This is a genomic window from Streptomyces bullii, from assembly GCF_042657145.1.
GTDB classification, from domain to species: Bacteria; Actinomycetota; Actinomycetes; order Streptomycetales; family Streptomycetaceae; genus Streptomyces; species Streptomyces bullii.
Genome location: NZ_JBHSNY010000010.1, coordinates 87,625 through 113,067, shown reverse-complemented (window position 1 = coordinate 113,067; position 25,443 = coordinate 87,625). Strand labels below are relative to the sequence as shown.

General features: G+C 71.7%; 21 protein-coding genes and 1 pseudogene. 20 read left to right on the top strand and 2 right to left on the bottom strand.

Going from position 1 to position 25,443, the window contains the following annotated elements; all coding sequences use genetic code 11:
• Positions 1–5: 5 nt before the first annotated feature.
• From ACFPZJ_RS27640 to ACFPZJ_RS27585, 12 genes are all read left to right on the top strand, one after another.
• A complete protein-coding gene (locus tag ACFPZJ_RS27640) occupies positions 6–1,292 on the top strand; it encodes a dihydroorotase (RefSeq protein ID WP_381026920.1) in 1,287 nt (428 codons plus the stop codon).
• Entirely contained in the window at positions 1,289–1,852 is a 564-nt protein-coding gene (locus ACFPZJ_RS27635; protein WP_381026917.1) for a PH-like domain-containing protein, read from the top strand. Before ACFPZJ_RS27640 ends, ACFPZJ_RS27635 begins: the two co-directional genes overlap by 4 nt.
• Positions 1,849–2,991, top strand: coding sequence for a glutamine-hydrolyzing carbamoyl-phosphate synthase small subunit (gene carA / locus ACFPZJ_RS27630; protein WP_381026914.1), 1,143 nt, complete (start codon positions 1,849–1,851; stop codon positions 2,989–2,991). The genes ACFPZJ_RS27635 and carA overlap by 4 nt, the downstream gene beginning before the upstream one ends.
• The gene (gene carB / locus ACFPZJ_RS27625) at positions 2,984–6,292 is read left to right on the top strand and encodes a carbamoyl-phosphate synthase large subunit (protein ID WP_381026911.1); all 3,309 of its coding nucleotides are present in this window, start codon (positions 2,984–2,986) and stop codon (positions 6,290–6,292) included. Before carA ends, carB begins: the two co-directional genes overlap by 8 nt.
• 51 nt (positions 6,293–6,343) lie before the next feature.
• Positions 6,344–7,450, top strand: a complete 1,107-nt coding sequence (locus tag ACFPZJ_RS27620) for a quinone-dependent dihydroorotate dehydrogenase (RefSeq protein ID WP_381026909.1) — start codon at positions 6,344–6,346, stop codon at positions 7,448–7,450.
• The gene (gene pyrF / locus ACFPZJ_RS27615; RefSeq protein ID WP_381026906.1) at positions 7,447–8,292 is read left to right on the top strand and encodes an orotidine-5'-phosphate decarboxylase; all 846 of its coding nucleotides are present in this window, start codon (positions 7,447–7,449) and stop codon (positions 8,290–8,292) included. Before ACFPZJ_RS27620 ends, pyrF begins: the two co-directional genes overlap by 4 nt.
• Before the next feature lie 266 nt (positions 8,293–8,558).
• Entirely contained in the window at positions 8,559–8,882 is a 324-nt protein-coding gene (locus tag ACFPZJ_RS27610; protein WP_003977346.1) for an integration host factor, read from the top strand.
• 58 nt (positions 8,883–8,940) lie between these two features.
• The gene (gmk, locus tag ACFPZJ_RS27605; RefSeq protein ID WP_365674017.1) at positions 8,941–9,498 is read left to right on the top strand and encodes a guanylate kinase; all 558 of its coding nucleotides are present in this window, start codon (positions 8,941–8,943) and stop codon (positions 9,496–9,498) included.
• Positions 9,499–9,576: 78 nt separating this feature from the next.
• The gene (rpoZ, locus tag ACFPZJ_RS27600; protein ID WP_030577387.1) at positions 9,577–9,849 is read left to right on the top strand and encodes a DNA-directed RNA polymerase subunit omega; all 273 of its coding nucleotides are present in this window, start codon (positions 9,577–9,579) and stop codon (positions 9,847–9,849) included.
• A 112-nt stretch (positions 9,850–9,961) separates the two neighbouring features.
• Entirely contained in the window at positions 9,962–11,164 is a 1,203-nt protein-coding gene (gene coaBC, locus ACFPZJ_RS27595) for a bifunctional phosphopantothenoylcysteine decarboxylase/phosphopantothenate--cysteine ligase CoaBC (RefSeq protein WP_381026904.1), read from the top strand.
• Positions 11,165–11,402: 238 nt separating this feature from the next.
• Positions 11,403–12,611 carry a methionine adenosyltransferase gene (gene metK, locus ACFPZJ_RS27590; protein ID WP_381026902.1) on the top strand — a complete coding sequence of 403 codons (1,209 nt, stop codon included), beginning with the start codon at positions 11,403–11,405 and terminating at the stop codon, positions 12,609–12,611.
• A gap of 394 nt (positions 12,612–13,005) precedes the next feature.
• Positions 13,006–15,180 (top strand): primosomal protein N', encoded by a 2,175-nt coding sequence (locus tag ACFPZJ_RS27585; protein WP_381026900.1) that lies wholly within the window; start codon positions 13,006–13,008, stop codon positions 15,178–15,180.
• A 162-nt stretch (positions 15,181–15,342) separates the two neighbouring features.
• On the opposite strand, the gene ACFPZJ_RS27580 is transcribed toward ACFPZJ_RS27585, so the two are convergent.
• Complete coding sequence (locus tag ACFPZJ_RS27580) at positions 15,343–15,888, bottom strand: hypothetical protein (protein WP_381026897.1); 546 nt, start codon at positions 15,886–15,888, stop codon at positions 15,343–15,345.
• Between the two features lie 504 nt (positions 15,889–16,392).
• On the opposite strand from ACFPZJ_RS27580, the gene fmt reads away from it, so the two are divergent.
• Together fmt and ACFPZJ_RS27570 are read left to right on the top strand one after the other, a co-directional pair.
• Positions 16,393–17,325, top strand: a complete 933-nt coding sequence (fmt, locus tag ACFPZJ_RS27575) for a methionyl-tRNA formyltransferase (RefSeq protein WP_381027673.1) — start codon at positions 16,393–16,395, stop codon at positions 17,323–17,325.
• Between the two features lie 76 nt (positions 17,326–17,401).
• Entirely contained in the window at positions 17,402–18,811 is a 1,410-nt protein-coding gene (locus tag ACFPZJ_RS27570) for an RsmB/NOP family class I SAM-dependent RNA methyltransferase (protein ID WP_381026894.1), read from the top strand.
• Here the strand turns inward: ACFPZJ_RS27570 and ACFPZJ_RS27565 are convergent.
• A pseudogene (locus tag ACFPZJ_RS27565) lies at positions 18,792–19,052 on the bottom strand (MMPL family transporter); the annotation flags it as partial. The gene ACFPZJ_RS27570 and the pseudogene ACFPZJ_RS27565 overlap by 20 nt on opposite strands.
• 261 nt (positions 19,053–19,313) lie before the next feature.
• Between ACFPZJ_RS27565 and rpe the strand changes: the two are divergent.
• From rpe to ACFPZJ_RS27535, 6 genes are all read left to right on the top strand, one after another.
• On the top strand, positions 19,314–20,000 hold the full coding sequence (gene rpe, locus ACFPZJ_RS27560; RefSeq protein ID WP_381026891.1) for a ribulose-phosphate 3-epimerase: 687 nt from the start codon (positions 19,314–19,316) through the stop codon (positions 19,998–20,000).
• Between the two features lie 79 nt (positions 20,001–20,079).
• A complete protein-coding gene (locus ACFPZJ_RS27555) occupies positions 20,080–21,123 on the top strand; it encodes a sugar-binding transcriptional regulator (RefSeq protein WP_381026888.1) in 1,044 nt (347 codons plus the stop codon).
• Between the two features lie 3 nt (positions 21,124–21,126).
• Positions 21,127–21,501: a barstar family protein gene (locus ACFPZJ_RS27550; protein WP_381026885.1), complete on the top strand. Its 375-nt coding sequence runs from the start codon at positions 21,127–21,129 to the stop codon at positions 21,499–21,501.
• Positions 21,502–21,609: 108 nt separating this feature from the next.
• Positions 21,610–23,052, top strand: a complete 1,443-nt coding sequence (locus tag ACFPZJ_RS27545; protein WP_381027671.1) for a GuaB1 family IMP dehydrogenase-related protein — start codon at positions 21,610–21,612, stop codon at positions 23,050–23,052.
• A gap of 366 nt (positions 23,053–23,418) precedes the next feature.
• A complete protein-coding gene (locus tag ACFPZJ_RS27540; protein ID WP_381026882.1) occupies positions 23,419–24,885 on the top strand; it encodes an amino acid permease in 1,467 nt (488 codons plus the stop codon).
• 10 nt (positions 24,886–24,895) lie between these two features.
• Complete coding sequence (locus tag ACFPZJ_RS27535; RefSeq protein WP_093551890.1) at positions 24,896–25,348, top strand: Lrp/AsnC family transcriptional regulator; 453 nt, start codon at positions 24,896–24,898, stop codon at positions 25,346–25,348.
• Positions 25,349–25,443 lie beyond the last annotated feature (95 nt).

Genomic DNA, 25,443 nt, shown 5'->3' with positions numbered 1-25,443 from the left:
AGTACATGAGCAAGACCCTGATCCGTGGGGCGAAGGTGCTCGGCGGCGCGCCGCAGGACGTGCTGATCGACGGCCAGACCATCGCCGAGGTGGGCACCGGCCTGTCGGCCGAGGGTGCCGAGGTCGTCGAGGCCGACGGCAAGGTGCTGCTGCCGGGCCTGGTCGACCTGCACACCCACCTGCGCGAGCCGGGCCGTGAGGACTCCGAGACCGTTCTCACGGGTACGCGGGCGGCGGCTTCCGGCGGCTACACCTCCGTGTTCGCCATGGCCAACACCTTCCCGGTCGCCGACACCGCCGGCGTCGTCGAGCAGGTCTGGCGGCTCGGCAAGGAGCACGGCTACTGCGACGTGCGGCCCATCGGCGCCGTCACCGTGGGCCTGGAGGGCCGGAAGCTCGCCGAGCTGGGCGCCATGCACGAGTCGGCCGCCGACGTCACCGTCTTCTCCGACGACGGCAAGTGCGTCCACGACGCTGTGATCATGCGCCGCGCCCTGGAGTACGTGAAGGCCTTCGACGGCGTCGTCGCCCAGCACGCGCAGGAGCCGCGACTGACCGAGGGCGCCCAGATGAACGAGGGCGTCGTCTCCGCCGAGCTGGGCCTCGGCGGCTGGCCGGCGGTGGCCGAGGAATCGATCATCGCCCGGGACGTCCTGCTCGCCGACCACGTCGGGTCCCGCGTCCACATCTGCCACCTGTCGACCGCCGGGTCCGTGGAGATCGTCCGCTGGGCAAAGTCCCGCGGCATCCAGGTCACCGCCGAGGTCACCCCGCACCACCTGCTCCTCACCGACGAGCTGGTGCGGACGTACAACCCGGTCTACAAGGTCAACCCGCCGCTGCGCACCGAGCGTGACGTCATGGCGCTGCGCGAGGCGCTCGCCGACGGCACCATCGACATCGTCGCCACCGACCACGCCCCGCACCCGCACGAGGACAAGGACTGCGAGTGGGCCGCCGCGGCCATGGGCATGGTGGGGCTGGAGACCGCGTTGTCAGTGGTCCAGGAGACCATGGTCGACACGGGCCTGCTGGACTGGGCCGGCGTCGCCGACCGCATGTCCTTCAAGCCCGCGCTGATCGGACAGGCCCAGGGACACGGCCGTCCCGTCTCGGCAGGTGAGCCCGCCAACCTCACCCTCGTCGACACGGCATACCGTGGCCCTGTGGACCCCGCGGGCTTCGCCTCGCGCAGCCGCAACACCCCGTACGAGGGCCGCGAGCTGCCGGGCCGTGTCACGCACACGTGGCTCCGGGGCAAGGCCACGCTCGTCGACGGGAAGCTCACGTGACACCTGCACTCCTGATCGCCGCCGAAGAGAAGTCGGCACCGGTCACCGACTGGGCCGCCCGCCTCGGCTGGGTCGTCGGTCTCGCCCTCTTCGTCGCGCTCGTCTACTGGCTGATGCGCGAGGGCTGGAAGTGGCGCGGCACGCTCCAGGGCGACCTGCCGGACCTGCCCGCCGCACCGGACGACCCGGGCCCGGCCAGACTGACCCTGAGCGGCCGCTACCACGGCTCCACCACGGCCGGACAGTGGCTGGACCGCATCGTGGCGCACGGCCTCGGCACCCGCAGCCGGGTCGAGCTCACGCTGACGGACGCGGGACTGGACGTCGTACGCCCCGGTGCGACCGACTTCTTCATCCCCGCGGCCGCGCTGCGCGAGGCCCGCCTCGACAAGGGCATCGCCGGCAAGGTGCTCACCGAGGGCGGTCTGCTCGTCGTGACCTGGGCGCACGGCGACAAGCTGATCGACTCCGGCTTCCGCTCCGACCGCGCGGCCGAGCACACCGAGTGGGTCGACACCCTGAATCAGATGATCACCACGACGGAAGGCGCCGAACGATGACGACCTCCACCAGGGGAGTGGCCAAGACTCCCGCCGTTCTCGTCCTGGAGGACGGCCGGATCTTCCGCGGCCGTGCCTACGGGGCCGTGGGGGAGACCTTCGGCGAGGCGGTGTTCTCCACCGGCATGACCGGCTACCAGGAGACCCTGACCGACCCGTCGTACCACCGGCAGGTCGTGGTCATGACCGCCCCGCACGTCGGCAACACCGGCGTCAACGACGAGGACCCCGAGTCGAAGCGCATCTGGGTCGCCGGATACGTCGTGCGCGACCCCGCGCGCGTGCCGTCCAACTGGCGGGCCAGGCGCACGCTGGACGAGGAGCTCGCGGCCCAGGGCGTGGTCGGCATCTCCGGCATCGACACCCGCGCCCTCACCCGCCACCTGCGCGAGCGCGGTGCCATGCGCGTCGGCATCTTCAGCGGTGACACGATCCAGGACGACGCCGCGCTGCTGGCCCGCGTCCAGGAAGCCCCGCAGATGAAGGGCGCGAACCTCTCCGCCGAGGTCGCCACCACCGAGCCGTACGTCGTCCCCGCGATCGGCGAGAAGAAGTTCACCGTCGCCGCCGTCGACCTGGGCATCAAGGGCATGACCCCGCACCGCATGGCCGAGCGCGGCATCGAGGTGCACGTGCTGCCCGCCACCGCGACCGTCGAGGACGTGTACGCCGTGAACCCCGACGGCGTGTTCTTCTCCAACGGCCCCGGCGACCCCGCCACCGCCGACCACGCCGTCTCCGTCATGCAGGGCGTCCTGGAGCGCGGCACCCCGCTGTTCGGCATCTGCTTCGGAAACCAGATCCTGGGCCGCGCCCTCGGCTTCGGCACCTACAAGCTGAAGTACGGCCACCGCGGCATCAACCAGCCGGTGCAGGACCGTACGACCGGCAAGGTCGAGGTCACCGCGCACAACCACGGCTTCGCCGTCGACGCCCCGCTCGACAAGGTCTCCGACACCCCCTACGGCCGCGCCGAGGTCTCCCACGTCTGCCTGAACGACAACGTGGTGGAGGGTCTCCAGCTCCTCGACAAGCCGGCCTTCAGCGTCCAGTACCACCCCGAAGCGGCAGCCGGCCCGCACGATGCCGCCTACCTGTTCGACCGCTTCGTGAAGCTCATGGAGGGCCAGCGTGCCTAAGCGCACCGATATCCAGTCCGTCCTGGTCATCGGCTCCGGCCCGATCGTCATCGGCCAGGCCGCCGAGTTCGACTACTCCGGCACCCAGGCGTGCCGCGTCCTCAAGGCCGAGGGCCTGCGCGTCGTCCTCGTCAACTCCAACCCGGCGACGATCATGACCGACCCGGAGATCGCCGACGCCACCTACGTCGAGCCGATCACCCCCGCGTTCGTCGAGAAGATCATCGCCAAGGAGCGGCCGGACGCGCTGCTGCCCACCCTGGGCGGCCAGACGGCCCTCAACACCGCGATCTCGCTGCACGAGAACGGGGTGCTGGAGAAGTACGGCGTCGAGCTGATCGGCGCCAACGTCGAGGCCATTCACAAGGGCGAGGACCGCGACCAGTTCAAGGACGTCGTGGAGGAGGTCCGCAAGAAGATCGGGCACGGCGAGTCCGCCCGCTCGGTCATCTGCCACTCCATGGACGAGGTCCTCGCCGGCGTCGAGGAGCTCGGCGGCTACCCGGTCGTCGTCCGTCCGTCCTTCACCATGGGCGGCGCCGGCTCAGGCTTCGCCCACGACGAGGAGGAGCTGCGCCGCATCGCCGGCACCGGCCTCACGCTCTCGCCGACCACCGAGGTGCTCCTGGAGGAGTCCATCCTCGGCTGGAAGGAGTACGAGCTGGAGTTGATGCGCGACAAGCACGACAACGTCGTGGTCGTCTGCTCCATCGAGAACTTCGACCCCATGGGCGTGCACACCGGCGACTCGATCACGGTCGCGCCCGCGATGACGCTGACCGACCGCGAGTACCAGATCCTGCGGGACATCGGCATCGCCGTCATCCGCGAGGTCGGCGTCGACACCGGCGGCTGCAACATCCAGTTCGCCGTGAACCCGGTGGACGGCCGCGTGATCGTCATCGAGATGAACCCGCGTGTGTCGCGTTCGTCGGCCCTGGCCTCCAAGGCGACCGGCTTCCCGATCGCCAAGATCGCCGCGAAGCTGGCCGTCGGGTACACCCTCGACGAGATCCCCAACGACATCACGCAGGAGACCCCGGCCTCCTTCGAGCCGACCCTCGACTACGTGGTCGTCAAGGCGCCGCGCTTCGCCTTCGAGAAGTTCCCGAGCGCCGACTCCACCCTCACCACCACCATGAAGTCGGTCGGCGAGGCCATGGCCATCGGCCGTAACTTCACCGAGGCGTTCCAGAAGGCGCTGCGCTCGCTGGAGAAGAAGGGCAGCCAGTTCACGTTCGTCGGCGAGCCCGGCGACAAGGACGAGCTGCTGCGCGCGGCCGTCCGGCCCACCGACGGCCGGATCAACACCGTCATGCAGGCCATCCGCGCGGGCGCCACACCGGAGGAGGTCTTCGAGTACACGAAGATCGATCCGTGGTTCGTCGACCAGCTCTTCCTCATCAAGGAGATCGCCGACGAGCTGGCGGACGCCGCCGAACTCACGCCCGACCTGCTCGCCGAGGCCAAGCGGCACGGCTTCTCCGACCAGCAGATCGCCGAGATCCGCGGCCTGCGCGAGGACGTCGTCCGCGAGGTCCGGCACGCCCTGGGCGTCCGCCCGGTCTACAAGACGGTCGACACCTGCGCCGCCGAGTTCGCCGCGAAGACGCCGTACTTCTACTCCTCGTACGACGAGGAGAGCGAGGTCGCGCCCCGCGAGAAGCCGGCCGTCATCATCCTGGGCTCGGGCCCGAACCGCATCGGCCAGGGCATCGAGTTCGACTACTCCTGCGTCCACGCCTCCTTCGCGCTGAGCGACGCGGGCTACGAGACGGTCATGGTCAACTGCAACCCGGAGACCGTCTCCACGGACTACGACACCTCCGACCGCCTGTACTTCGAGCCGCTGACGCTCGAGGACGTGCTGGAGATCGTCCACGCCGAGCAGCAGGCCGGTCCGGTCGCGGGCGTCGTCGTCCAGCTCGGCGGGCAGACCCCGCTCGGCCTGTCCCAGGCGCTGAAGGACAACGGCGTGCCGATCGTCGGCACCTCCCCGGAGGCCATCCACGCCGCCGAGGACCGCGGCGCCTTCGGCCGGGTCCTGAAGGAGGCCGGCCTCCCCGCGCCCAAGCACGGCACCGCCACCACCTTCGCCGAGGCCAAGGCCATCGCCGACGAGATCGGCTACCCGGTCCTCGTCCGGCCGTCGTACGTGCTCGGCGGGCGCGGCATGGAGATCGTGTACGACGAGGCCCGCCTGGAGTCGTACATCGCCGAGTCCACCGAGATCAGCCCGTCCCGGCCGGTCCTCGTGGACCGCTTCCTGGACGACGCGATCGAGATCGACGTCGACGCGCTGTACGACGGCGAGGAGCTGTACCTCGGCGGCGTCATGGAGCACATCGAGGAGGCCGGCATCCACTCCGGTGACTCGGCGTGCGCCCTGCCCCCGATCACGCTGGGCGGCTTCGACATCAAGCGGCTGCGGGCCTCCACGGAGGCCATCGCGCGCGGTGTCGGGGTGCGCGGCCTGATCAACATCCAGTTCGCGCTGGCCGGCGACATCCTGTACGTCCTGGAGGCCAACCCGCGCGCCTCCCGCACGGTCCCCTTCACCTCCAAGGCGACCGCCGTGCCGCTGGCGAAGGCCGCCGCCCGGATCTCGCTGGGCGCGACCATCGCCGAGCTGCGCGCCGAGGGCCTGCTCCCGGCGAACGGCGACGGCGGCGAGCTCCCGCTCGACGCGCCGATCTCCGTCAAGGAGGCCGTCATGCCGTGGTCGCGCTTCCGCGACATCCACGGCCGCGGCGTCGACACGGTCCTCGGTCCGGAGATGCGCTCCACGGGCGAGGTCATGGGCATCGACTCCGTCTTCGGCACGGCGTACGCCAAGTCGCAGGCGGGCGCCTACGGGCCGCTGCCCACCAAGGGCCGCGCCTTCATCTCGGTCGCCAACCGCGACAAGCGCTCGATGATCTTCCCGGCCCGCGAGCTGGTCGCGCACGGCTTCGAGCTGCTCGCCACGTCCGGCACCGCCGAGGTCCTCAAGCGCAACGGCATCAACGCCACGGTGGTGCGCAAGCAGTCCGAGGGCACCGGCCCGAACGGCGAGCGGACCATCGTCCAGCTCATCCACGACGGCGAGGTCGACCTCATCGTCAACACTCCGTACGGCACCGGCGGCCGCCTCGACGGCTACGACATCCGTACGGCGGCCGTGGCGCGGTCCGTGCCGTGCCTGACGACGGTCCAGGCGCTCGCCGCGGCGGTCCAGGGCATCGACGCCCTGCACCGCGGCGACGTGGGCGTCCGCTCGCTCCAGGAACACGCGGAATTCCTGACCGCGGCCCGCGACTAGCAGCCACGAGGGGGACACCGGAAACGGTGTCCCCCTCTTCGTGAGGACATCGTGTACAAGATCTTTTTCAGTCTCCTCTTCAAGCGGATGGACCCGGAGCAGGCCCACCACCTCGCCTTCCGCTGGATCCGCCGGGCCGCCCGCATTCCCGTGCTGCGCACCTTCGTGGCCGCCGTGCTCGCCCCCCGCTACAGGGAACTGCGCACGGAGGCCTTCGGGCTGCGGATGCACGGCCCCTTCGGGCTCGCCGCGGGCTTCGACAAGAACGCCGTCGGCATCGACGGCATGGCCATGCTCGGCTTCGATCACGTCGAGATCGGCACGGTCACCGGGGAACCGCAGCCCGGCAACCCCAGAAAGCGCCTGTTCCGCCTGGTCGAGGACCGGGCGCTGATCAACCGCATGGGCTTCAACAACGACGGCTCGCTGCGCGTCGCCGCCCGTCTGGCCTCCCGTACGCCCGTCTTCAAGACGGTCGTCGGCGTCAACATCGGCAAGACCAAGGTCGTCCCGGCGGACGAGGCCGTCGCCGACTACGTGAAGTCGGCCGAGCGGCTGGCACCGTACGCCGACTACCTGGTGGTCAACGTCTCCTCCCCGAACACCCCGGGCCTGCGGAACCTGCAGGCCACCGAGGCGCTGCGGCCCCTGCTGAGCGCCGTGCGGGAGGCCGCCGACCGGACGGTCCCCGCCCGCCGCGTTCCGCTCCTGGTCAAGATCGCGCCGGACCTCGCCGACGAGGACATCGACGCGGTCGCCGACCTGGCCGTCGAGCTCGGCCTGGACGGGATCATCGCCACCAACACCACCATCGCGCGCGAGGGACTCGGCCTGACGTCGGACCCGTCGCTGGTGAAGGAGACCGGCGGCCTGTCCGGCGCCCCGCTCAAGGCGCGCTCCCTGGAGGTGCTGCGCCGCCTGTACGCGCGCGTGGGCGACCGGATCACCCTGGTGGGCGTCGGGGGCATCGAGAACGCCGAGGACGCCTGGCAGCGCATCCTGGCCGGTGCCACGCTGGTGCAGGGCTACAGCGCCTTCATCTACGAGGGGCCCTTCTGGGGGCGCGCCATCCACAAGGGGCTCGCCGCGCGCCTGCGCACCAGCCCGTACGCCACGCTCGCCGACGCGGTGGGCGCCGACGTGAGGAAGACGGCATGAGTGGTCTCGAACCCTTCGGCGCCCGTCTGCGGCGGGCCATGGACGAGCGCGGCCCGCTCTGCGTCGGCATCGATCCGCACGCCTCCCTGCTCGCCGAGTGGGGCCTGAACGACGACGTGGCGGGCCTGGAGCGGTTCAGCCGCACGGTCGTCGAGGCGGTCGCCGACCGGGTCGCCGTGCTCAAGCCGCAGAGCGCGTTCTTCGAGCGCTTCGGCTCCCGCGGCGTCGCCGTGCTGGAGAAGTCCGTGGCCGAGGCGCGGGCGGCGGGCGCCCTGGTCGTCATGGACGCCAAGCGCGGCGACATCGGCTCGACCATGGCCGCGTACGCCGAGGCCTTCCTGCACAAGGACGCGCCGCTGTTCTCGGACGCCCTGACCGTCTCGCCGTACCTCGGCTTCGGCTCGCTCGGCCCTGCCGTCTCGCTGGCGCGCGAGAGCGGCGCCGGGCTGTTCGTGCTGGCGCTGACCTCCAACCCGGAGGGCGGCGAGGTCCAGCACGCCGTCCGCGCCGACGGCCGCAGCGTCGGAGCGACGATGCTGGCGCACCTGGCCGCCGAGAACGCGGGGGAGGAGCCGCTGGGCTCCTTCGGCGCGGTGGTCGGCGCCACGCTCGGCGACCTGTCGTCCTACGACCTGGACATGGGCGGTCCGCTCCTCGCGCCCGGGATCGGCGCCCAGGGGGCGACGCCGGCCGATCTTCCCCGGGTCTTCGGGGCGGTGGTGCGCAACGTGGTGCCGAACGTCAGCCGGGGAGTGTTGCGCCACGGTCCCGACGTGGTGGCGCTGCGTGACGCCGCGGAACGCTTCGCGGAGGAGATCCGGACCGCCGTGACCTCCGCCTGAGGGTTTCCCGGGTCCTCCCGCGAGTGACCCGGGACTCACTTGAGCCTGGATACATCCTCAAATCCGGGGCATTATGTCCTCAATGTCCGTCCTGGCGGAGGCTGACCAGGACTTTTCCGCTGTTCTCGCTGACTCTGGCGGACTTGCCCGCTAGTCTCCGACGAGAGTGAACGGGCAAGCGTGTTGCTCGTGGCTCCCCAGGTGTGGGGCGACTAGGTTCCTCACCGGTCCGTATCCGACAGTTCGACATCCGAGGTGACGTAGGCGTGGCTCTTCCGCCCCTTACCCCTGAACAGCGCGCAGCCGCGCTCGAAAAGGCCGCCGCGGCTCGCCGGGAGCGGGCCGAGGTCAAGAATCGACTCAAGCACTCCGGCGCCTCCCTCCACGAGGTCATCAAGCAGGGCCAGGAGAACGACGTCATCGGCAAGATGAAGGTCTCCGCCCTTCTTGAGTCCCTGCCGGGCGTGGGCAAGGTCCGCGCCAAGCAGATCATGGAGCGACTCGGCATCTCCGAGAGCCGTCGCGTGCGCGGCCTCGGCTCCAACCAGATCGCTTCTCTGGAGCGCGAGTTCGGCAGCACCGGCTCCTGAACCGGGTCGCCCGGGAAGGGAGTCCCGGTCACTCCGGGATTGCTGGAATAATCGCTGCATGAGTGAACGTCCGCGGCTGACCGTGCTCTCCGGCCCCTCCGGGGTCGGCAAGAGCACGGTCGTCGCCCATATGCGCAAGGAACATCCCGAGGTCTGGCTCTCGGTGTCGGCGACGACCCGCAAGCCCCGCCCCGGCGAGCAGCACGGAGTCCACTACTTCTTCGTCACCGACGAGGAGATGGACAAGCTGATCGCCAACGGCGAGCTGCTGGAGTGGGCCGAGTTCGCCGGCAACCGCTACGGCACGCCGCGTGCGGCCGTGCAGGAGCGCCTGGAGGCCGGTGAGCCGGTCCTCCTGGAGATCGACCTGCAGGGCGCCCGTCTGGTCCGGGAGTCGATGCCCGAGGCTCAGCTGGTGTTCCTGGCTCCTCCCTCCTGGGAGGAGCTGGTGCGCAGACTCACCGGCCGGGGCACCGAGCCGCCCGAGGTCATCGAGCGCCGTCTCGACGCCGCGAAGATCGAGCTGGCGGCCGAGCCGGAGTTCGACGTCACCCTGGTCAACACCTCCGTCGAGGACGTGGCGCGCGAGCTGCTAGCCTTGATGGACGTCGTGTGATCGAGGCTGGTCGTCCTCACGGGCTGATCACCCCGGCTCACCCCGACTGATTCTTTCCCATCCATCGGAAGGTAGAGCGTGTCCTCTTCCATCTCCGCGCCCGAGGGCATCATCAACCCGCCGATCGACGAGCTCCTCGAGGCCACCGACTCGAAGTACAGCCTCGTGATCTACGCGGCCAAGCGGGCCCGCCAGATCAACGCGTACTACTCGCAGCTCGGCGAGGGCCTCCTCGAGTACGTCGGTCCGCTCGTCGACACCCACGTCCACGAGAAGCCGCTCTCGATCGCCCTCCGCGAGATCAACGCGGGGCTGCTGACGTCCGAGGCCATCGAGGGCCCGGGGCAGTAAGTATTACTTTCAGCCTGCAGCTGACTTTTCCACAGGCCCGGCAGCGCGACTGCCGGGCCTGTGGTGTCTGATGGGGGTTGGTTGCACGTTTCCGAGGTTCCGGGGAGAGACGGTGGACAAGCCGAAGGTCGTTCTGGGGGTCAGCGGCGGCATCGCCGCGTACAAGGCCTGTGAGCTGCTGCGGCGGCTGACGGAGTCGGGGCACGACGTCCGTGTCGTCCCCACCGCCTCCGCGCTGCACTTCGTCGGTGCCGCCACCTGGTCCGCGCTCTCCGGCAACCCGGTCGCGACGGAGGTGTGGGACGACGTCCACGAAGTCCCGCACGTCCGCATCGGCCAGCACGCCGACCTGGTGGTCGTCGCCCCGGCCACGGCCGACATGCTGGCGAAGGCGGCCCACGGCCTGGCCGACGACCTCCTCACCAACACGCTCCTCACCGCCCGCTGCCCGGTCGTCTTCGCGCCCGCCATGCACACCGAGATGTGGGAGCACCCGGCCACCCGGGAGAACGTGGCGACGCTGCGCCGCCGCGGCGCCGTCGTCATCGAACCGGCCGTCGGCCGCCTCACCGGCGTCGACACCGGCAAGGGCCGGCTGCCCGACCCGGCCGAGATCTTCGAGATCTGCCGCCGTGTCCTGGCCCGGGGCGCCACCGAGCCCGACCTCAGGGGCCGGCACGTCGTCGTCAGCGCGGGAGGCACCCGTGAGCCGCTCGACCCGGTCCGCTTCCTCGGCAACCGCTCCTCCGGCAAGCAGGGCTACGCCCTCGCCCGCACCGCCGCCGCCCGCGGCGCCCGCGTCACCCTGATCGCGGCCAACACCGCCCTGCCGGACCCGGCCGGTGTCGACGTCGTCCCCGTCGGGACGGCCGTGCAGCTGCGCGAGGCGGTGCTGAAGGCGGCCGCCGACGCCGACGCGGTCGTCATGGCCGCCGCCGTCGCCGACTTCCGCCCCGCCACGTACGCGGCCGGGAAGATCAAGAAGAAGGACGACCAGGACCCCGAGCCGATCGCCCTCGTACGAAATCCGGACATCCTCGCGGAGATCTCCGCCGGCCGCGCCCGCCCCGGGCAGGTGATCGTCGGCTTCGCCGCCGAGACCGACGACGTGCTCGCCAACGGCCGCGCCAAGCTGAAGCGCAAGGGCTGCGATCTGCTGGTGGTGAACGAGGTGGGGGAGCGCAAGACGTTCGGGTCCGAGGAGAACGAAGCCGTGGTGCTCGGTGCCGACGGCAGTGAGACGCCCGTCGCGCACGGCCCGAAGGAAGCCCTGGCCGAAACCGTGTGGGACCTGGTGGCCGAGCGCCTGCGATGAGGGTTTCATGCGCCGCGAGCGCCCACGAAACCTCGTTCATCTGGGCGTGGCGCCTCTGGCCAATGCCGCTCGGAATTGGGCAGAATGCCCGTGCCGCAGGTCACAGCACTCCCGAGAGGCGAGACAGGGGACCCGTGGCCGAAGCGTGACCGATAAACTGTTCCACGGACGGCGCCGGGTGCAGCCCCCGCCGTCCGCCAATGATCAGCCAGCAGCCGCTGCAACCCCAGGGAGCGTTGTGTCCCGTCGCCTGTTCACCTCGGAGTCCGTGACCGAGGGCCACCCCGACAAGATCGCTGACCAGATCAGCGACACCATTCTCGACGCGCTCCTGCGCGAGGACCCGACCTCCCGGGTCGCCGTCGAGACCTTGATCACCACCGGCCTGGTGCATGTGGCCGGCGAGGTCACGACCAAGACCTACGCGGACATCGCCACCCTGGTCCGCAACAAGATCCTCGAGATCGGCTACGACTCCTCCAAGAAGGGCTTCGACGGCGCCTCCTGCGGCGTCTCCGTGTCGATCGGCGCGCAGTCGCCGGACATCGCCCAGGGCGTCGACGCGGCCTACGAGGCGCGGGTCGAGGGCGACGACGACGAGCTGGACCGGCAGGGCGCCGGCGACCAGGGCCTGATGTTCGGCTACGCGACGGACGAGACGCCGACGCTGATGCCGCTGCCGATCTTCCTCGCCCACCGCCTGTCGAAGCGGCTGTCGGACGTGCGCAAGAACGGCACGATCCCCTACCTGCGCCCCGACGGCAAGACCCAGGTCACCATCGAGTACGACGGCGACAAGGCCGTCCGACTCGACACGGTCGTGGTCTCCTCCCAGCACGCCTCCGACATCGACCTCGACTCCCTCCTCGCTCCCGACATCAAGGAGTTCGTCGTGGAGCCGGAGCTGAAGGCTCTGCTGGACGAGGGCATCAAGCTGGACACCGAGAACTACCGGCTGCTGGTCAACCCCACCGGCCGTTTCGAGATCGGCGGCCCGATGGGCGACGCCGGCCTGACCGGCCGCAAGATCATCATCGACACCTACGGCGGCATGGCCCGCCACGGCGGCGGCGCCTTCTCCGGCAAGGACCCGTCCAAGGTCGACCGCTCCGCCGCCTACGCCATGCGCTGGGTCGCCAAGAACGTGGTCGCCGCGGGCATGGCCTCCCGCTGCGAGGTCCAGGTGGCCTACGCCATCGGCAAGGCCGAGCCGGTCGGCCTCTTCATCGAGACCTTCGGCACCCACAAGATCGAGCCCGAGAAGATCGAGAAGGCCATCGACGAGGTCTTCGACCTCCGCCCGGCCGCCATCATCCGCGACCTCGACCTGCTCCGCCCCATCTACGCCCAGACCGCGGCGTACGGCCACTTCGGCCGCGAGCTGCCCGACTTCACGTGGGAGCGCACGGACCGCGTGGACGCGCTGCGGAAGGCCGCGGGGCTGTAACACGCACGGCTTTGTGTGCGAGGCCCGGTGCCCAGGGTGGTGCCGGGCCTCGGCGCGTCCGCCGCGCCCCGGTGAACAGCCGGCGAGCCGCACGATCGGCTCCGTACGCTGCTCATCTCCCGGTGCGCAGGTCGCGGGTACTTCGGTGCAGTGCGCTTCGTGCATGCGGTGATGCTGAGCGACATGCCCCGCTGCCGCCTGGAACGCGGGAGGAGTGACGCCGGGCGCTCGGTTCCAAGGGGACGGGTACTCCGGGGCTCGCAGGAGCCGCCGCGGGTTCCGATCCCGTCGTCGGCCGGGCTGGGGCCGAGTGGTCCGAGGCAGAGTGCGGACCGTCGCCGCCGGGGATCTCGCGCGCCGTCGGTTGTCAGCGGCGTTTGGTAAGAATGCAAGCGTGAGCAGCGAGAACGGACAGGCCGGCGGCGGCGCGGAGGGTGCGCCGCCCGAGCAGCTCGCGCTCATTCGGGAGAGTGTGCGCAAGGCCAAGGCCACGGCGCCCAAGGCCAAACCGCGGACGTGGCGGGGAGCCGCGCTCGCCAAGGAGCTGCCCATCGCGCGCGTGGTCGTCGACAAGGGCGTGCTCCACCTCGACCGGTACTTCGACTACGCCGTGCCCGAGGAGCTGGACGCCCAGGCGCAGCCCGGGGTGCGGGTGCGGGTGCGGTTCGGGGCGGGCGCCCACAACGTACGGGAGGGGCGCCGCGAGGGCGGCGGCCTGAGAGACGGGTTCATCGTCGAGAGGCTGGCCGAGACCGACTACAAGGGACCGCTGGCCGCCCTCGCGCAGGTGCTGTCGCCCGAGCCGGTGCTCGACCCCGAACTGCTGGCGCTCGCCCGGGCCGTGGCCGACCGGTACGCCGGGAGCCTCGCGGACGTGCTGCAGCTGGCGATTCCCCCGCGCCACGCGGGTGCCGAGGCCCGGACCCTGCCGCCGGCGGCAGCCCCGCCCCCCGCACCGGATCCGGGTTCCTGGCGCCGCTATGAGAGGGGGCCGCAGTTCCTGGAGGCGCTGGCGTCTGGACACGCTCCGCGCGCCGTGTGGACCGCGCTGCCCGGTCCGCAGTGGGCGGAGGAGATCGCGCGGGCCGTGCAGGCGACGCTGGCTTCGGGGCGTGGCGCTCTGGTCGTCGTACCGACGGGACGCTTCGCCGCGCGGGTCGACGCGGCGCTGAGGGAACTGCTGGGCCCGGATCAGCACGCCCTGCTGACGGCGGACGCGGGCCAGGAGCGGCGTTACCTCGAGTGGCTGTCCGTGCGGCGCGGTTCGGTCCGGGCCGTCGTGGGGACGCGGGCCGCCATGTTCGCGCCGGTGCGGGACCTGGGGCTGGTGGTGATCTGGGACGACGGCGACGCCAGCCACAGCGATGACAACGCACCGTTCCCGCATGTGCGCGAGGTGTTGGAGCTGCGCGCTGCACGGGGAAAGTGCGCCTTCCTGCTGGGCAGTTGGAGCTGCACCGTCGAGGCTGCCCAGCTCGTCAGCAGCGGCTGGGCGACAGCCATCACGGCGGCCCGCGAACAGGTCCGCCGCACCGCCCCGCGCGTGCGCACCGTCGGAGACGACGACGTCGCGCGGGACGCCGCCGCACGGGCGGCCCGGCTGCCCTCGTTGGCCTGGCAGATCGCCCGGGAGGGGCTGCGCCACGGGCCCGTCCTCGTACAGGTCCCACGGCGTGGCTACGTGCCGCGGCTCGCCTGCGAGCGGTGCCGGGAGCCCGCCCGGTGCCGGCACTGCGCCGGACCGCTGGAGGCACGTGACAGTGCCGCCGCGCTGGTCTGCGGCTGGTGCGGACGGGACGAGCCCGCGTGGCACTGCGGCATGTGCGGCGGGTTCCGGCTGCGCGCTCAGGTCGTGGGGGCGCGGCGCACCGCCGAGGAGCTGGGACGGGCGTTCCCGGCCGTGCCGGTGCGGACGTCGGGGCGTGAGCATGTGCTCGACACGGTCCCCGGGTCGCCCGCGCTCGTGGTGAGCACGCCCGGCGCCGAGCCCGTGGCGGAAGGGGGCTATGCGGCGGCCCTGCTGCTGGACGGCTGGGCGATGCTGGGGCGGCCGGACCTGCGGGCGGCGGAGGACGCCCTGCGGCGGTGGATCTTCGCCTCGGCGCTCGTACGGTCGCAGGAGGCAGGCGGCACCGTCGTGATCGTCGCCGAGGCGACGCTGCGGCCCGTGCAGGCGCTGGTGCGGTGGGATCCGGTGGGGCACGCGGTACGGGAACTCTCCGAGCGGGCGGAGCTCGGATTTCCTCCGGTGTCGCGGATGGCAGCGGTCTCCGGTACGCCGGAGGCCCTCGCGGAGTTCCTCGCCGCTGTTGAACTTCCGCATGACGCGGAGGTGTTGGGGCCGGTTCCCGAGCTGGGGACCGGAACCGGGACCGGGTCGAGGGCGGCTCCGGCTCGTCGCTCCGGGGGGCCGTCGACCGGTGGGTACACGGAGCGGGCGCTGATTCGTGTGCCGCCGGGGAGTGGGGCCGCGATGGCGGCGGCACTGAAGACGGCTCAGGCGGCTCGGATGGCGCGGGGGAACGGGGAGCCAGTGCGGGTTCGGATCGATCCGCTGGATATCGGGTGAGGTGCGCAGCGGCCGGGTGAGCCCGGCCGAGCGGGAGCCGCTGCGGGGCTCCGGAGGGCTACGGCTGAGCCGGGTCGGGCGGCGCCGGATGAGGGGGGTGACGAGCAGATGCCCTCCCGGGCGGGTCCGGGAGGGCGGGGCTCGGGTGGCGCGGACGGTGCGTCAGCCGTTGCGGGGGCTGGGGAAGGCCGTCGGTCTCGCTTCGTCGCGCAGGGCGGGGCTGCCCGCCGTCGGCTGGGTCGGCATGGAGCGGGCCGCGGGGACCGTCGGCACCGTGGGGAGGCCGGCGCTCACGTTGACCGTGCGGCTGCCCGACGGTTCCGGCGTGCGCTCGGGCTCGGCGGCGGCCGCCTGCGCGGCGGCCCTGCGGGCGCCGTAACGGCGGTGGACCGCCTGTTTGGTGACTCCGAGTGCGGAGCCCACCGCGTCCCACGAGAAACCGAGTGAGCGGTCGAAGTCCACGGCCGCCGTCACCAGGGTCTCGACACTGTCCCGCAGTTCCTGCGCCAGACGGACCGTCGGGGCGGGGGCGCGTCCGTAGACGACGAAGCCCGTGGAGGGGCCGGAGCGTCGCGGGCGGTAGACGTTGCCCAACTGGGCGGTGAGCGTGCGCAACGCGTCCACCTGCCGGCGGACCCGCTCGATGTCCCGCACCAGCAAGTGCAGGCTGGCCCGAGCCTGGGCGTCGTGGGTTGCGTGGTCGGCCATGAACAAGCCTCTCGAACCGGCGTTGAAAGGAATGGGCCGCGATCGCGGCCCGGTGTGGTCAACTCTTTCTTGACCAACGCGGATTCGCTCCGCGGGTCACGGGGTGGGGGCGTGTGGGCATATGCGTGCGCCTGTTGGGGGCGCTCGGCTCGCCGTCGGCTTCGCCGGATGCGTCTCCCGCCCGCCACCGCCCGCAGCAGTCGGCCGAGAGCTTGAGGACTTCCGCGGGGCCAGAGAGGCTGAGGTCTCTCATGCAGGCGAGAGGCTGAGGACTTCCGCGGGGCTGAGAGCTAAGGACTTCCGCGGGGCCGAGAGCTTGAGGTCCTCGCGCAGGCGAGAGGCTGAGGACTCTCGTGCGGCCTGGAGGTCGAGGACTCCAGTGCGGCCGAGAGGCTGAGGTCTCCTGTGGGTGGTGCCCGCCGTTGGCGGCCCTCCCGCCGCGGTCGCCCATAGACTTGTGCGTTGCCCGCAGTCCACCCCCGCCCGAGAGGCCCGAACCACCCCATGAAGCTGGTCTTCGCCGGTACACCCGAGGTCGCCGTTCCCGCACTGGACGCTCTTCTCGCCTCCGGGCGGCACGAGGTGGCCGCCGTCGTCACGCGGCCCGACGCGCCAGCCGGGCGGGGGCGCAGGCTGGTCGCGTCTCCGGTGGCCGAGCGGGCCGAGGAGGCCGGGATCGAGGTGCTGAAGCCGGTCAAGCCGCGCGACCCCGAGTTCCTGGAGCGCCTCAAGGAGATCGCCCCGGACTGCTGCCCCGTCGTCGCCTACGGCGCCCTGCTGCCTCGCGTCGCCCTCGACATCCCCGCCCACGGCTGGGTCAATCTGCACTTCTCGCTGCTGCCCGCCTGGCGCGGGGCCGCGCCCGTGCAGCACGCCATCATGGCGGGGGACGAGATCACGGGTGCTTCGACGTTCCTCATCGAGGAAGGGCTCGACTCCGGGCCCGTGTACGGGACCGTGACCGAGGAGATCCGGCCCACCGACACCAGCGGCGACCTGCTGACCCGGCTCGCGTTCGCGGGCGCCGGGCTGCTCGCCGCGACCATGGACGGGATCGAGGAGGGCACCCTGAAGGCCGTACCACAGCCGGCCGAGGGCGTCACTCTCGCCCCGAAGGTCACCGTCGAGGACGCCCATCTGGACTGGCGCGCGCCCGCGCTGCGCGTCGACCGGGTGGTGCGGGGCTGCACCCCGGCGCCCGGCGCCTGGACCACCTTCCGGGGCGAGCGGCTGAAGCTCGTTCAGGTCAGGCCCGTGCCCGACCGGACCGATCTCGCCCCCGGACAGCTGGCCGCCGGCAAGAACAACGTGTACGTCGGCACCGGCTCGTACGCGATCGAGCTGGTGTGGGTGCAGGCGCAGGGCAAGAAGCCGATGAAGGCGGCGGACTGGGCGCGCGGGGTGCGGATCGGCGAGGGCGAGCGGCTGGGTGCCTGACGCCGCGCCCTCGCGCCCGCCCCCCACGACGTAGGCTGGACTGCGCACTTCATCTCTGACCCGGAGCACCTTTTTCGTGAGTGACCAGCCCCGTCGGCCCCGCAAGCCCTACCGCCGGCCCCAGAAGGACCCCGTCCGCATCCTCGCCTTCGAGGCGCTGCGGGCCGTGGACGAGCGGGACGCGTACGCCAACCTCGTCCTGCCGCCGCTGCTGCGCAAGGCCCGGGACAAGGGCGACTTCGACGCCCGGGACGCGGCGCTCGCGACCGAGCTGGTGTACGGAACGCTGCGGCGGCAGGGGACGTACGACGCGATCATCGCCGCCTGTGTCGACCGGCCGCTGCGCGAGGTCGACCCGCCGGTGCTGGACGTGCTCGGCCTCGGGGCGCACCAACTGCTCGGCACCCGGATCCCGAGCCACGCCGCCGTCTCCGCCACCGTCGAGCTCGCGCGCGTGGTGCTCGGCGACGGGCGGGCGAAGTTCGTCAACGCCGTCCTGCGGAAGGTCGCCCAGGACGACCTCGACGGCTGGATCGCCAGAGTCGCGCCGCCCTACGACGAGGATCCCGAGGACCACCTCTCCGTCGTGCACTCGCACCCCCGCTGGGTCGTCTCCGCGCTGTGGGACTCCCTCGGCGGCGGTCGCGCCGGGATCGAGGACCTGCTGCGCGCCGACAACGAGCGGCCCGAGGTGACCCTGATCGCCCGGCCTGGGCGGGCCACGACCGACGAACTGCTCCGTGAGGACGCCGCGGTGCCGGGGCGCTGGTCGCCGTACGCGGTGCGGCTGACCGAGGGCGGCGAGCCGGGGGCCGTCGCTGCCGTACGGGACGGGCGCGCGGGTGTGCAGGACGAGGGCAGCCAGCTCGTCGCGCTCGCCCTCGCCAACGCCCCCGTGGAGGGCTCCGACCGGCGCTGGCTGGACGGGTGTGCCGGTCCCGGGGGCAAGGCCGCGCTGCTCGGCGCCCTCGCGGCCCAGCGGGGCGCCGTGCTCGTCGCCTCCGAGAAGCAGCCCCACCGCGCCGGGCTCGTGGCCAGGGCGCTGGAGGGGAACCCCGGGCCGTACCAGGTCATCGCCGCCGACGGGACGCGCCCGGCCTGGCGGCCCGGCAGTTTCGACCGGGTGCTGGTCGACGTGCCGTGCACCGGGCTCGGGGCCCTGCGCCGGCGGCCCGAGGCGCGGTGGCGGCGCCGCCCCGAGGACCTCGACTCCTTCGCCCCGCTGCAGCGCGGGCTGCTGCGCACCGCCCTGGAGTCGGTGCGGGTCGGCGGGGTCGTCGGCTACGCGACCTGCTCGCCGCACCTGGCCGAGACCCGGGCCGTGGTCGCCGACGTGCTCAAGCAGCACCCGGACGCCGACCTCCTCGACGCCCGGCCGCTGCTGCCCGGCGTACCGGACCTGGGCGAGGGGCCCGACGTCCAGCTGTGGCCGCATCTGCACGGCACGGACGCCATGTACCTCGCGCTCATCCGCCGGACCGGCTGACACCGGCGCCCGGCCGGCTCGGGGCCGTCGTCCCACCGTCCTCCCGCGCCAGCCGGTGCGGCCACCACACGTTCGGGCCGGGCGGGGTGCCGAGGGCGGCGAAGGTGCCGGCCAGGACCAGGCCGGCCGAGGTGATGACCGCGCCGGTCGCGACCAGGCCCGTGAGCACTCGCGGGCGGTGCCCCGACGCGCGGGCCTCCTCGGGGACGCGGGCGGTCAGGAAGATGGTGTAGTCGATGCCGGTTCGTCATCGTCTTCCTGCAGCCGACGGCCGCACGGCTCGCCGAGTGGCCTGCCGCCGCGGAGGCCGACCGCCTGCCGGACGGAGACCCGCCTGGCGGCCCGCGGCCACGGCCACGGAGTCGCCCCGCCGCAGGGTGGCGCTCCCCACCAGGGGCGCGGGAAACCGCGCGACCAGTCACGGACGGGCCGCGGCCACCGGACAACCCGGCCTCCCGGGACCGATGCCCACAACCCCCGGAGGGCATGGCACGCTTAGGGCATGGCCGCGCAGATCAACCCCAGCATCCTGTCCGCCGACTTCGCCCGCCTCGCGGACGAGGCGAAGGCGGTCGAGGGAGCCGACTGGCTCCACGTCGACGTCATGGACAACCATTTCGTCCCCAACCTCACGCTCGGCGTGCCGGTCGTGGAGTCGCTCGCCCGTGCGACGGACACTCCGCTGGACTGCCATCTGATGATCGAGGCCCCCGATCGGTGGGCTCCGCAGTACGTGGAAGCGGGGGCCGGCTCCGTCACCTTCCATGTCGAGGCGGCCGCCGCTCCGGTCCGGCTCGCCCGGGAGATCCGGGCCAAGGGCGCCCGCGCCTCCATGGCGCTCAAGCCCGCGACGCCCGTCGAGCCGTACGAGGACCTGCTCCCCGAGCTCGACATGCTGTTGATCATGACGGTCGAGCCGGGCTTCGGGGGACAGGCCTTCCTCGACATCATGCTCCCGAAGATCCGTCGCACCCGTGAGTTGATCAGCAAGCACGGTCTGGAGCTCTGGCTCCAGGTCGACGGCGGAGTCTCGGCCTCCACCATCGAGCGGTGCGCCGACGCCGGAGCCGATGTCTTCGTGGCCGGATCGGCGGTCTACGGGGCATCCGACCCGGCCGAGGCGGTACGTGCACTACGCACCCAGGCCGAGGCGGCGACCGCCAAGGCATCGTGGGCGTGCGACCACTGAGCGTCAGGAACGTGAACGGGCTCCCATCAGGGCTGATCAACCGCCGCAGATCTGCAAGGATGAACGGCGAATCCAGAGCGTGAACAGCAGTGAGGAGATCGCCGTGTCGGGTATGTCGGCGGGCCGGTCAGCCATGCGGATGGGACCCGCTGAGCTGGTGCAGGCGGCGGCCATGGCCCGCCGCTTCTACCTCGAGGGCAAGTCCAAGATCCAGATCGCGGAGGAGTTCGGCGTCAGCCGCTTCAAGGTGGCCCGGGTCCTGGAGACCGCCCTCGAACGGGACCTCGTACGCATCGAGATCCGCGTCCCGGCCGAGCTGGACGCCGAGCGCTCCGACGCGCTCCGCGCCCGCTACGGCCTCAGGCACGCCGTCGTGGTGGAGTCCCCGGCCGAGGCCGAGGAGACGCCCGACCCCGAGAACCTGGGAGAAGTGGCCGCCGACCTGCTCGGCGAACTGGTCAACGAGGGCGATGTGCTGGGACTGGCCTGGGGCCGTTCCACCATCCACATGGCGGCGGCACTGGACCGCCTGCCGCCGTGCACGGTGGTGCAGCTGACGGGCGTGTACGACGCCGGGACCGCCGAGCGCGGCTCGGTGGAAGCCGTCCGGCGCGCCGCGCAGGTGTCGGGCGGGGACGCGCACCCCATCTACGCGCCGATGCTGCTGCCGGACGCGGCCACCGCGGCGGCGCTGCGCCACCAGACGGGCATCGCGCGGGCCTTCGAGTACTTCGACAAGGTCACCGTCGCCTGCGTGTCCATCGGCTCCTGGGAGCCGGGCATCTCCACGGTGCACGACATGCTCTCCGACGAGGAGCGCGCCCACTACGCCTCCCTCGGTGTCGCCGCCGAGATGTCCGCGCACCTCTTCGACGCCGAGGGCCGCCGGGTCGGCCGGGACCTGGGCGAGCGGTGCATCACCGTCAAGGCCGACCAGCTGCGCCGCATCCCGGAGGTCGTCGCCATCGCGGGCGGGCAGCGCAAGGGTCCCGCGATCGACGCGGTGCTGCGGTCCGGGCTCGTCACCAGCCTGGTGACGGACACCTCGGCGGCGGACTACCTGATGACGGCCGGACCGACGCCGGAACCGGCGCTGCACCGCGCCGACCCGGACGGAGTCTGACGGGTGGTCAGTCAGGCGCACGCGGCGGCGGACGACCCGGCGGGCCGGATCGTGGTCACCGTGGACCTCGGCGGGGTCACGGACAGGGCGGGCCTGATGGACCGCTGCGCCCGTGACCTCGACCTGCCCGAGTGGTTCGGACGCAACTGGGACGCCCTCGCCGACTGTCTGGCCGACCCCTCCCTCTGGCCCGAGGGGGCTCTGGAGCGGGGGCTGCTGGTCGTCGTCCGGGGCTGGCGGGCGTACGCCGAGACGCGGCCCGACGAGTGGCAGGTCGCGGAGGAGGTGTTCGCCGAGGCCACGGACCGCGGCCCGGGACTCTTCGTGACCCTCGGCCCTGGAGGATCCTCCGAACAGGCCCCTGACCAGCCTGGATGATCTGCTGGGGGTCGTCCGCGCATCCGGCATGGGAGAATGAAGTACGTGCTCTTTCCCCCTGGCTGACCTGTCCGGGGGCCACCTCTGATCGACTGGGATGTGCAGCACGTGCGTTTCCTCAACGACATCCAGCCCGCGTACGACCTGACGTACGACGACGTCTTCATGGTCCCGAGCCGCTCCGCGGTCGGCTCGCGTCAGGGCGTGGACCTCAGCTCCCCGGACGGCACGGGCACCACCATCCCGCTCGTCGTCGCGAACATGACCGCCATCGCCGGGCGGCGCATGGCCGAGACCGTGGCCCGTCGCGGCGGCCTGGTGGTCATACCGCAGGACATCCCGATCGACGTCGTCACCGACGTCGTCTCCTGGGTCAAGAGCCGCCACCTGGTCCTCGACACCCCGATCATCCTGGCCCCCCACCAGACCGTCGCCGACGCGCTCGCCCTGCTGCCCAAGCGCGCGCACAACGCCGGTGTCGTCGTCGACGAGGACCACAAGCCGGTCGGTGTGGTCACCGACTCGGACCTGTCCGGCGTGGACCGCTTCACGCAGCTCGCCGAGGTCATGTCCCGGGACCTGCTGCTGATCGACGCGGACATGGACCCGCGGGAGGCCTTCCACACCCTCGACCACGCCAACCGGCGCTACGCCCCCGCCGTGACCGGGGACGGCCGGCTCGCCGGCATCCTCACCCGCAAGGGAGCCCTGCGCGCCACGCTGTACACGCCGGCCACCGACGCGCGGGGCCGGCTGCGCATCGCCGCCGCCGTCGGCATCAACGGCGACGTCGCCGGCAAGGCGCAGCAGCTGCTGGACGCGGGCGTCGACACGCTCGTCATCGACACCGCGCACGGCCACCAGGAGTCGATGGTCAGCGCCCTGAAGCTGGTGCGCGACCTCGACCCGCGCGTGCCGATCGTCGCGGGCAACGTCGTCGCCGCGGCCGGTGTGCGGGATCTGATCGAGGCGGGCGCGGACATCGTCAAGGTCGGTGTCGGACCCGGCGCCATGTGCACCACGCGCATGATGACCGGCGTCGGCCGGCCGCAGTTCTCCGCGGTCCTGGAGTGCGCCGCCGAGGCGAAGAAGTACGGCAAGCACGTCTGGGCCGACGGCGGTGTTCGCCACCCGCGTGACGTGGCGATGGCGCTCGCGGCCGGTGCGTCCAACGTGATGATCGGCTCCTGGTTCGCGGGCACGTACGAGTCGCCGGGCGACCTCCACCACGACGCCCAGGGCCGACCCTACAAGGAGTCCTTCGGCATGGCGTCCGCGCGTGCCGTGCGCAACCGCACCTCCGAGGAGTCGGCGTACGACCGGGCCCGCAAGGCGCTGTTCGAGGAGGGCATCTCGACCTCCCGCATGTTCCTCGACCCGGCCCGCCCGGGCGTCGAGGACCTGATCGACTCGATCATCGCGGGCGTCCGTTCTTCCTGCACGTACGCCGGTGCGGCCTCCCTGGAGGAGTTCGCGGAGAAGGCCATCGTCGGCATCCAGAGCGCCGCCGGCTACGCGGAGGGCAAGCCGCTGCACGCCAGCTGGAGCTGACGCCCACAGCCTCGCCACGGCCCTCGGTGGACGACGACCGGGGGCCGTCGGCGTACCCGGCATGCGCGCGGCGGTGCTCCGCGGCCCCGATGACAACGGGGTATGGCATGAACAGGCTGACGGTGCTGCTCAGGGCCCTGTGCAACGGTCGAAAGCCCTCGCGCAACGAACATACGTTCCGGACCCGGGAACGCAATGATCTTGCACCAGTGCGCAAGGTTGCTGCATTACGTCCGTGAAGCACCGCCCCGTAGGGTGCTGCGCTGTACGTGGCGTGGCGGGGACCCCGCTCGGTGGGTCCCGGCTTCCGCCGGGTCGCCGCCGGTCCCCCGCCGCCCCTGACCGGCAGCGACAAAGGAGCCGCGCGTGCTCGACCAAGGCGCACCCCCGCAGAGAAGCACTCAGACAGGCCAGGCAGCCGTCGGCCTCGGCGCGCGACTGATGCGCCGCAAGCCCGTGGAACACCTGGTCGCGGAGGGCGGGCAGGGCGAGGGAGGGTCCCTGCGGCGCTCTCTCGGACTGTGGCAGCTGACCATGATCAGCATCGGTGCCACGCTCGGCACCGGCATCTTCGTGGTGCTCGGCGACGCCGTGCCGGAGGCCGGCCCCGCGGTCACCCTGGCCTTCGTGATCGCCGGTCTCACCGCCCTGTTCTCGGCCCTGTCGTACGCCGAGCTGGCGGGCAGCATCCCGGTCGCCGGCTCCTCCTACTCGTATGCGTACGCAACGATGGGCGAGCTGGTCGCCTGGGTGTGCGGCTGGTGCCTGGTGCTGGAGTACGGCGTGTCGGTGGCCGCCGTCGCGGTCGGCTGGGGCGAGTACCTCAACGAGCTGCTGAACGGCACGATCGGCGTCACCATCCCGGCCCTGCTGTCCTCGGCGCCCGGCGAGGGCGGCATCGTCAACCTCCCCGCCCTGATCGTCGTGCTGCTGGCGATGGTGTTCCTGCTCGGGGGTGTCCGGGAGTCCGCCCGGGCCAACACGATCATGGTCGCCGTGAAGATCGCCGCGCTGGTGCTGTTCTGCGCGGTCGGCTTCATGGGCTTCAAGTCCGGCAACTACGCCAACTTCATGCCGCTCGGCATGGCCGGGGTCAGCGCCGCCGGTGCCACGCTGTTCTTCTCGTACATCGGCTTCGACGCCGCCTCCACCGCGGGTGAGGAGGCCAAGGACCCGAAGAAGGACCTGCCGCGGGCGATCATGCTGTCGCTGATCATCGTGACCGCGCTGTACGTGCTCGTCGCGGGTGTCGCCGTCGGCGCCTGGCACTGGACGAAGTTCGAGGGCTCTGACGCCTCCCTCGCCGCGATCATGAACGACGTCAGCGGCCAGACGTTCTGGGGCACGCTCCTCGCGCTCGGCGCGGTCATCTCCATCGCGAGCGTCGTGCTCACCGTGCTCTACGGCCAGACCCGCATCCTCTTCGCGATGTCCCGCGACGGACTGGTGCCCAAGGCGCTCGGCAAGGTCGACGAGAAGACCGGCGCCCCCCGCCTCAACACGGTGATCGTCTCCCTGTTCTGCGGCGTCCTCGCCGCGCTGATCCCGCTGGGCAAGCTCGTCGACGCCACCAGCATCGGAACCCTGTTCGCCTTCGCCCTGGTCAACATCGCGGTCATCGTGCTGCGCTACCGCCGGCCGGAGCTGGAGCGCACGTTCAAGGTGCCGTTCGGCCCGGTGCTGCCGATCCTGGGCTTCCTGTTCTGCGCGTACAACATGTTCAGCCTCGACACCGTGACCTGGGTGGTCTTCGGGTTCTGGATGGCAGCCGGTCTCGTGTTCTACTTCGTGTACGGCTATCGCCGTTCCCGACTCGCACCATCCGAGAAGTGACCGACCCACTGTGCTGAACGATCTCGACGAACGCATCGTGCACGCCCTCGCCGAGGACGCCCGCCGCTCCTACGCGGACATCGGGCAGCTCGTCGGCCTGTCCGCGCCCGCCGTCAAGCGGCGCGTGGACCGGCTGCGGGCCACCGGGGCCATCACCGGCTTCACCGTCCGCGTCGACCCGGCGGCCCTCGGCTGGGAGACCGAGGGGTTCGTCGAGATCTACTGCCGCCGCAACACCTCGCCGGAGACCATCCAGCGGGGACTGGAGCGCTACCAGGAGGTCGTGGCCGCGTCCACCGTCACCGGGGACGCGGACGCGGTCGCCCAGGTCTTCGCCTCCGACATGCGGCACTTCGAACGGGTCCTGGAGCGGATCGCCGGGGAGCCGTTCGTCGAGCGGACCAAGTCCGTGCTCGTCCTGTCGCCGCTGCTGCGGCGCTTCTCGTCGGGGTCCCCCACATAATTCCCGGCGCTCCCGCCCCGGCCGGTCTAGCATCGATGCCATGACCTGGCGACATTGATCCCGCAGCCGTGCCTCCTCGCGAGGGCCGCCTCGGA

Excerpts from the sequence above, each read along its gene's own strand:
- ACFPZJ_RS27640 (WP_381026920.1), top strand. The coding sequence starts at position 6 with ATGAGCAAGACCCTGATCCGTGGGGCGAAGGTGCTCGGCGGCGCGCCG.
- carA (WP_381026914.1), top strand. The coding sequence starts at position 1,849 with ATGACGACCTCCACCAGGGGAGTGGCCAAGACTCCCGCCGTTCTCGTC.
- pyrF (WP_381026906.1), top strand. The coding sequence starts at position 7,447 with ATGAGTGGTCTCGAACCCTTCGGCGCCCGTCTGCGGCGGGCCATGGAC.
- gmk (WP_365674017.1), top strand. The coding sequence starts at position 8,941 with ATGAGTGAACGTCCGCGGCTGACCGTGCTCTCCGGCCCCTCCGGGGTC.
- ACFPZJ_RS27580 (WP_381026897.1), bottom strand. The coding sequence starts at position 15,888 with ATGGCCGACCACGCAACCCACGACGCCCAGGCTCGGGCCAGCCTGCAC.
- fmt (WP_381027673.1), top strand. The coding sequence starts at position 16,393 with ATGAAGCTGGTCTTCGCCGGTACACCCGAGGTCGCCGTTCCCGCACTG.
- rpe (WP_381026891.1), top strand. The coding sequence starts at position 19,314 with ATGGCCGCGCAGATCAACCCCAGCATCCTGTCCGCCGACTTCGCCCGC.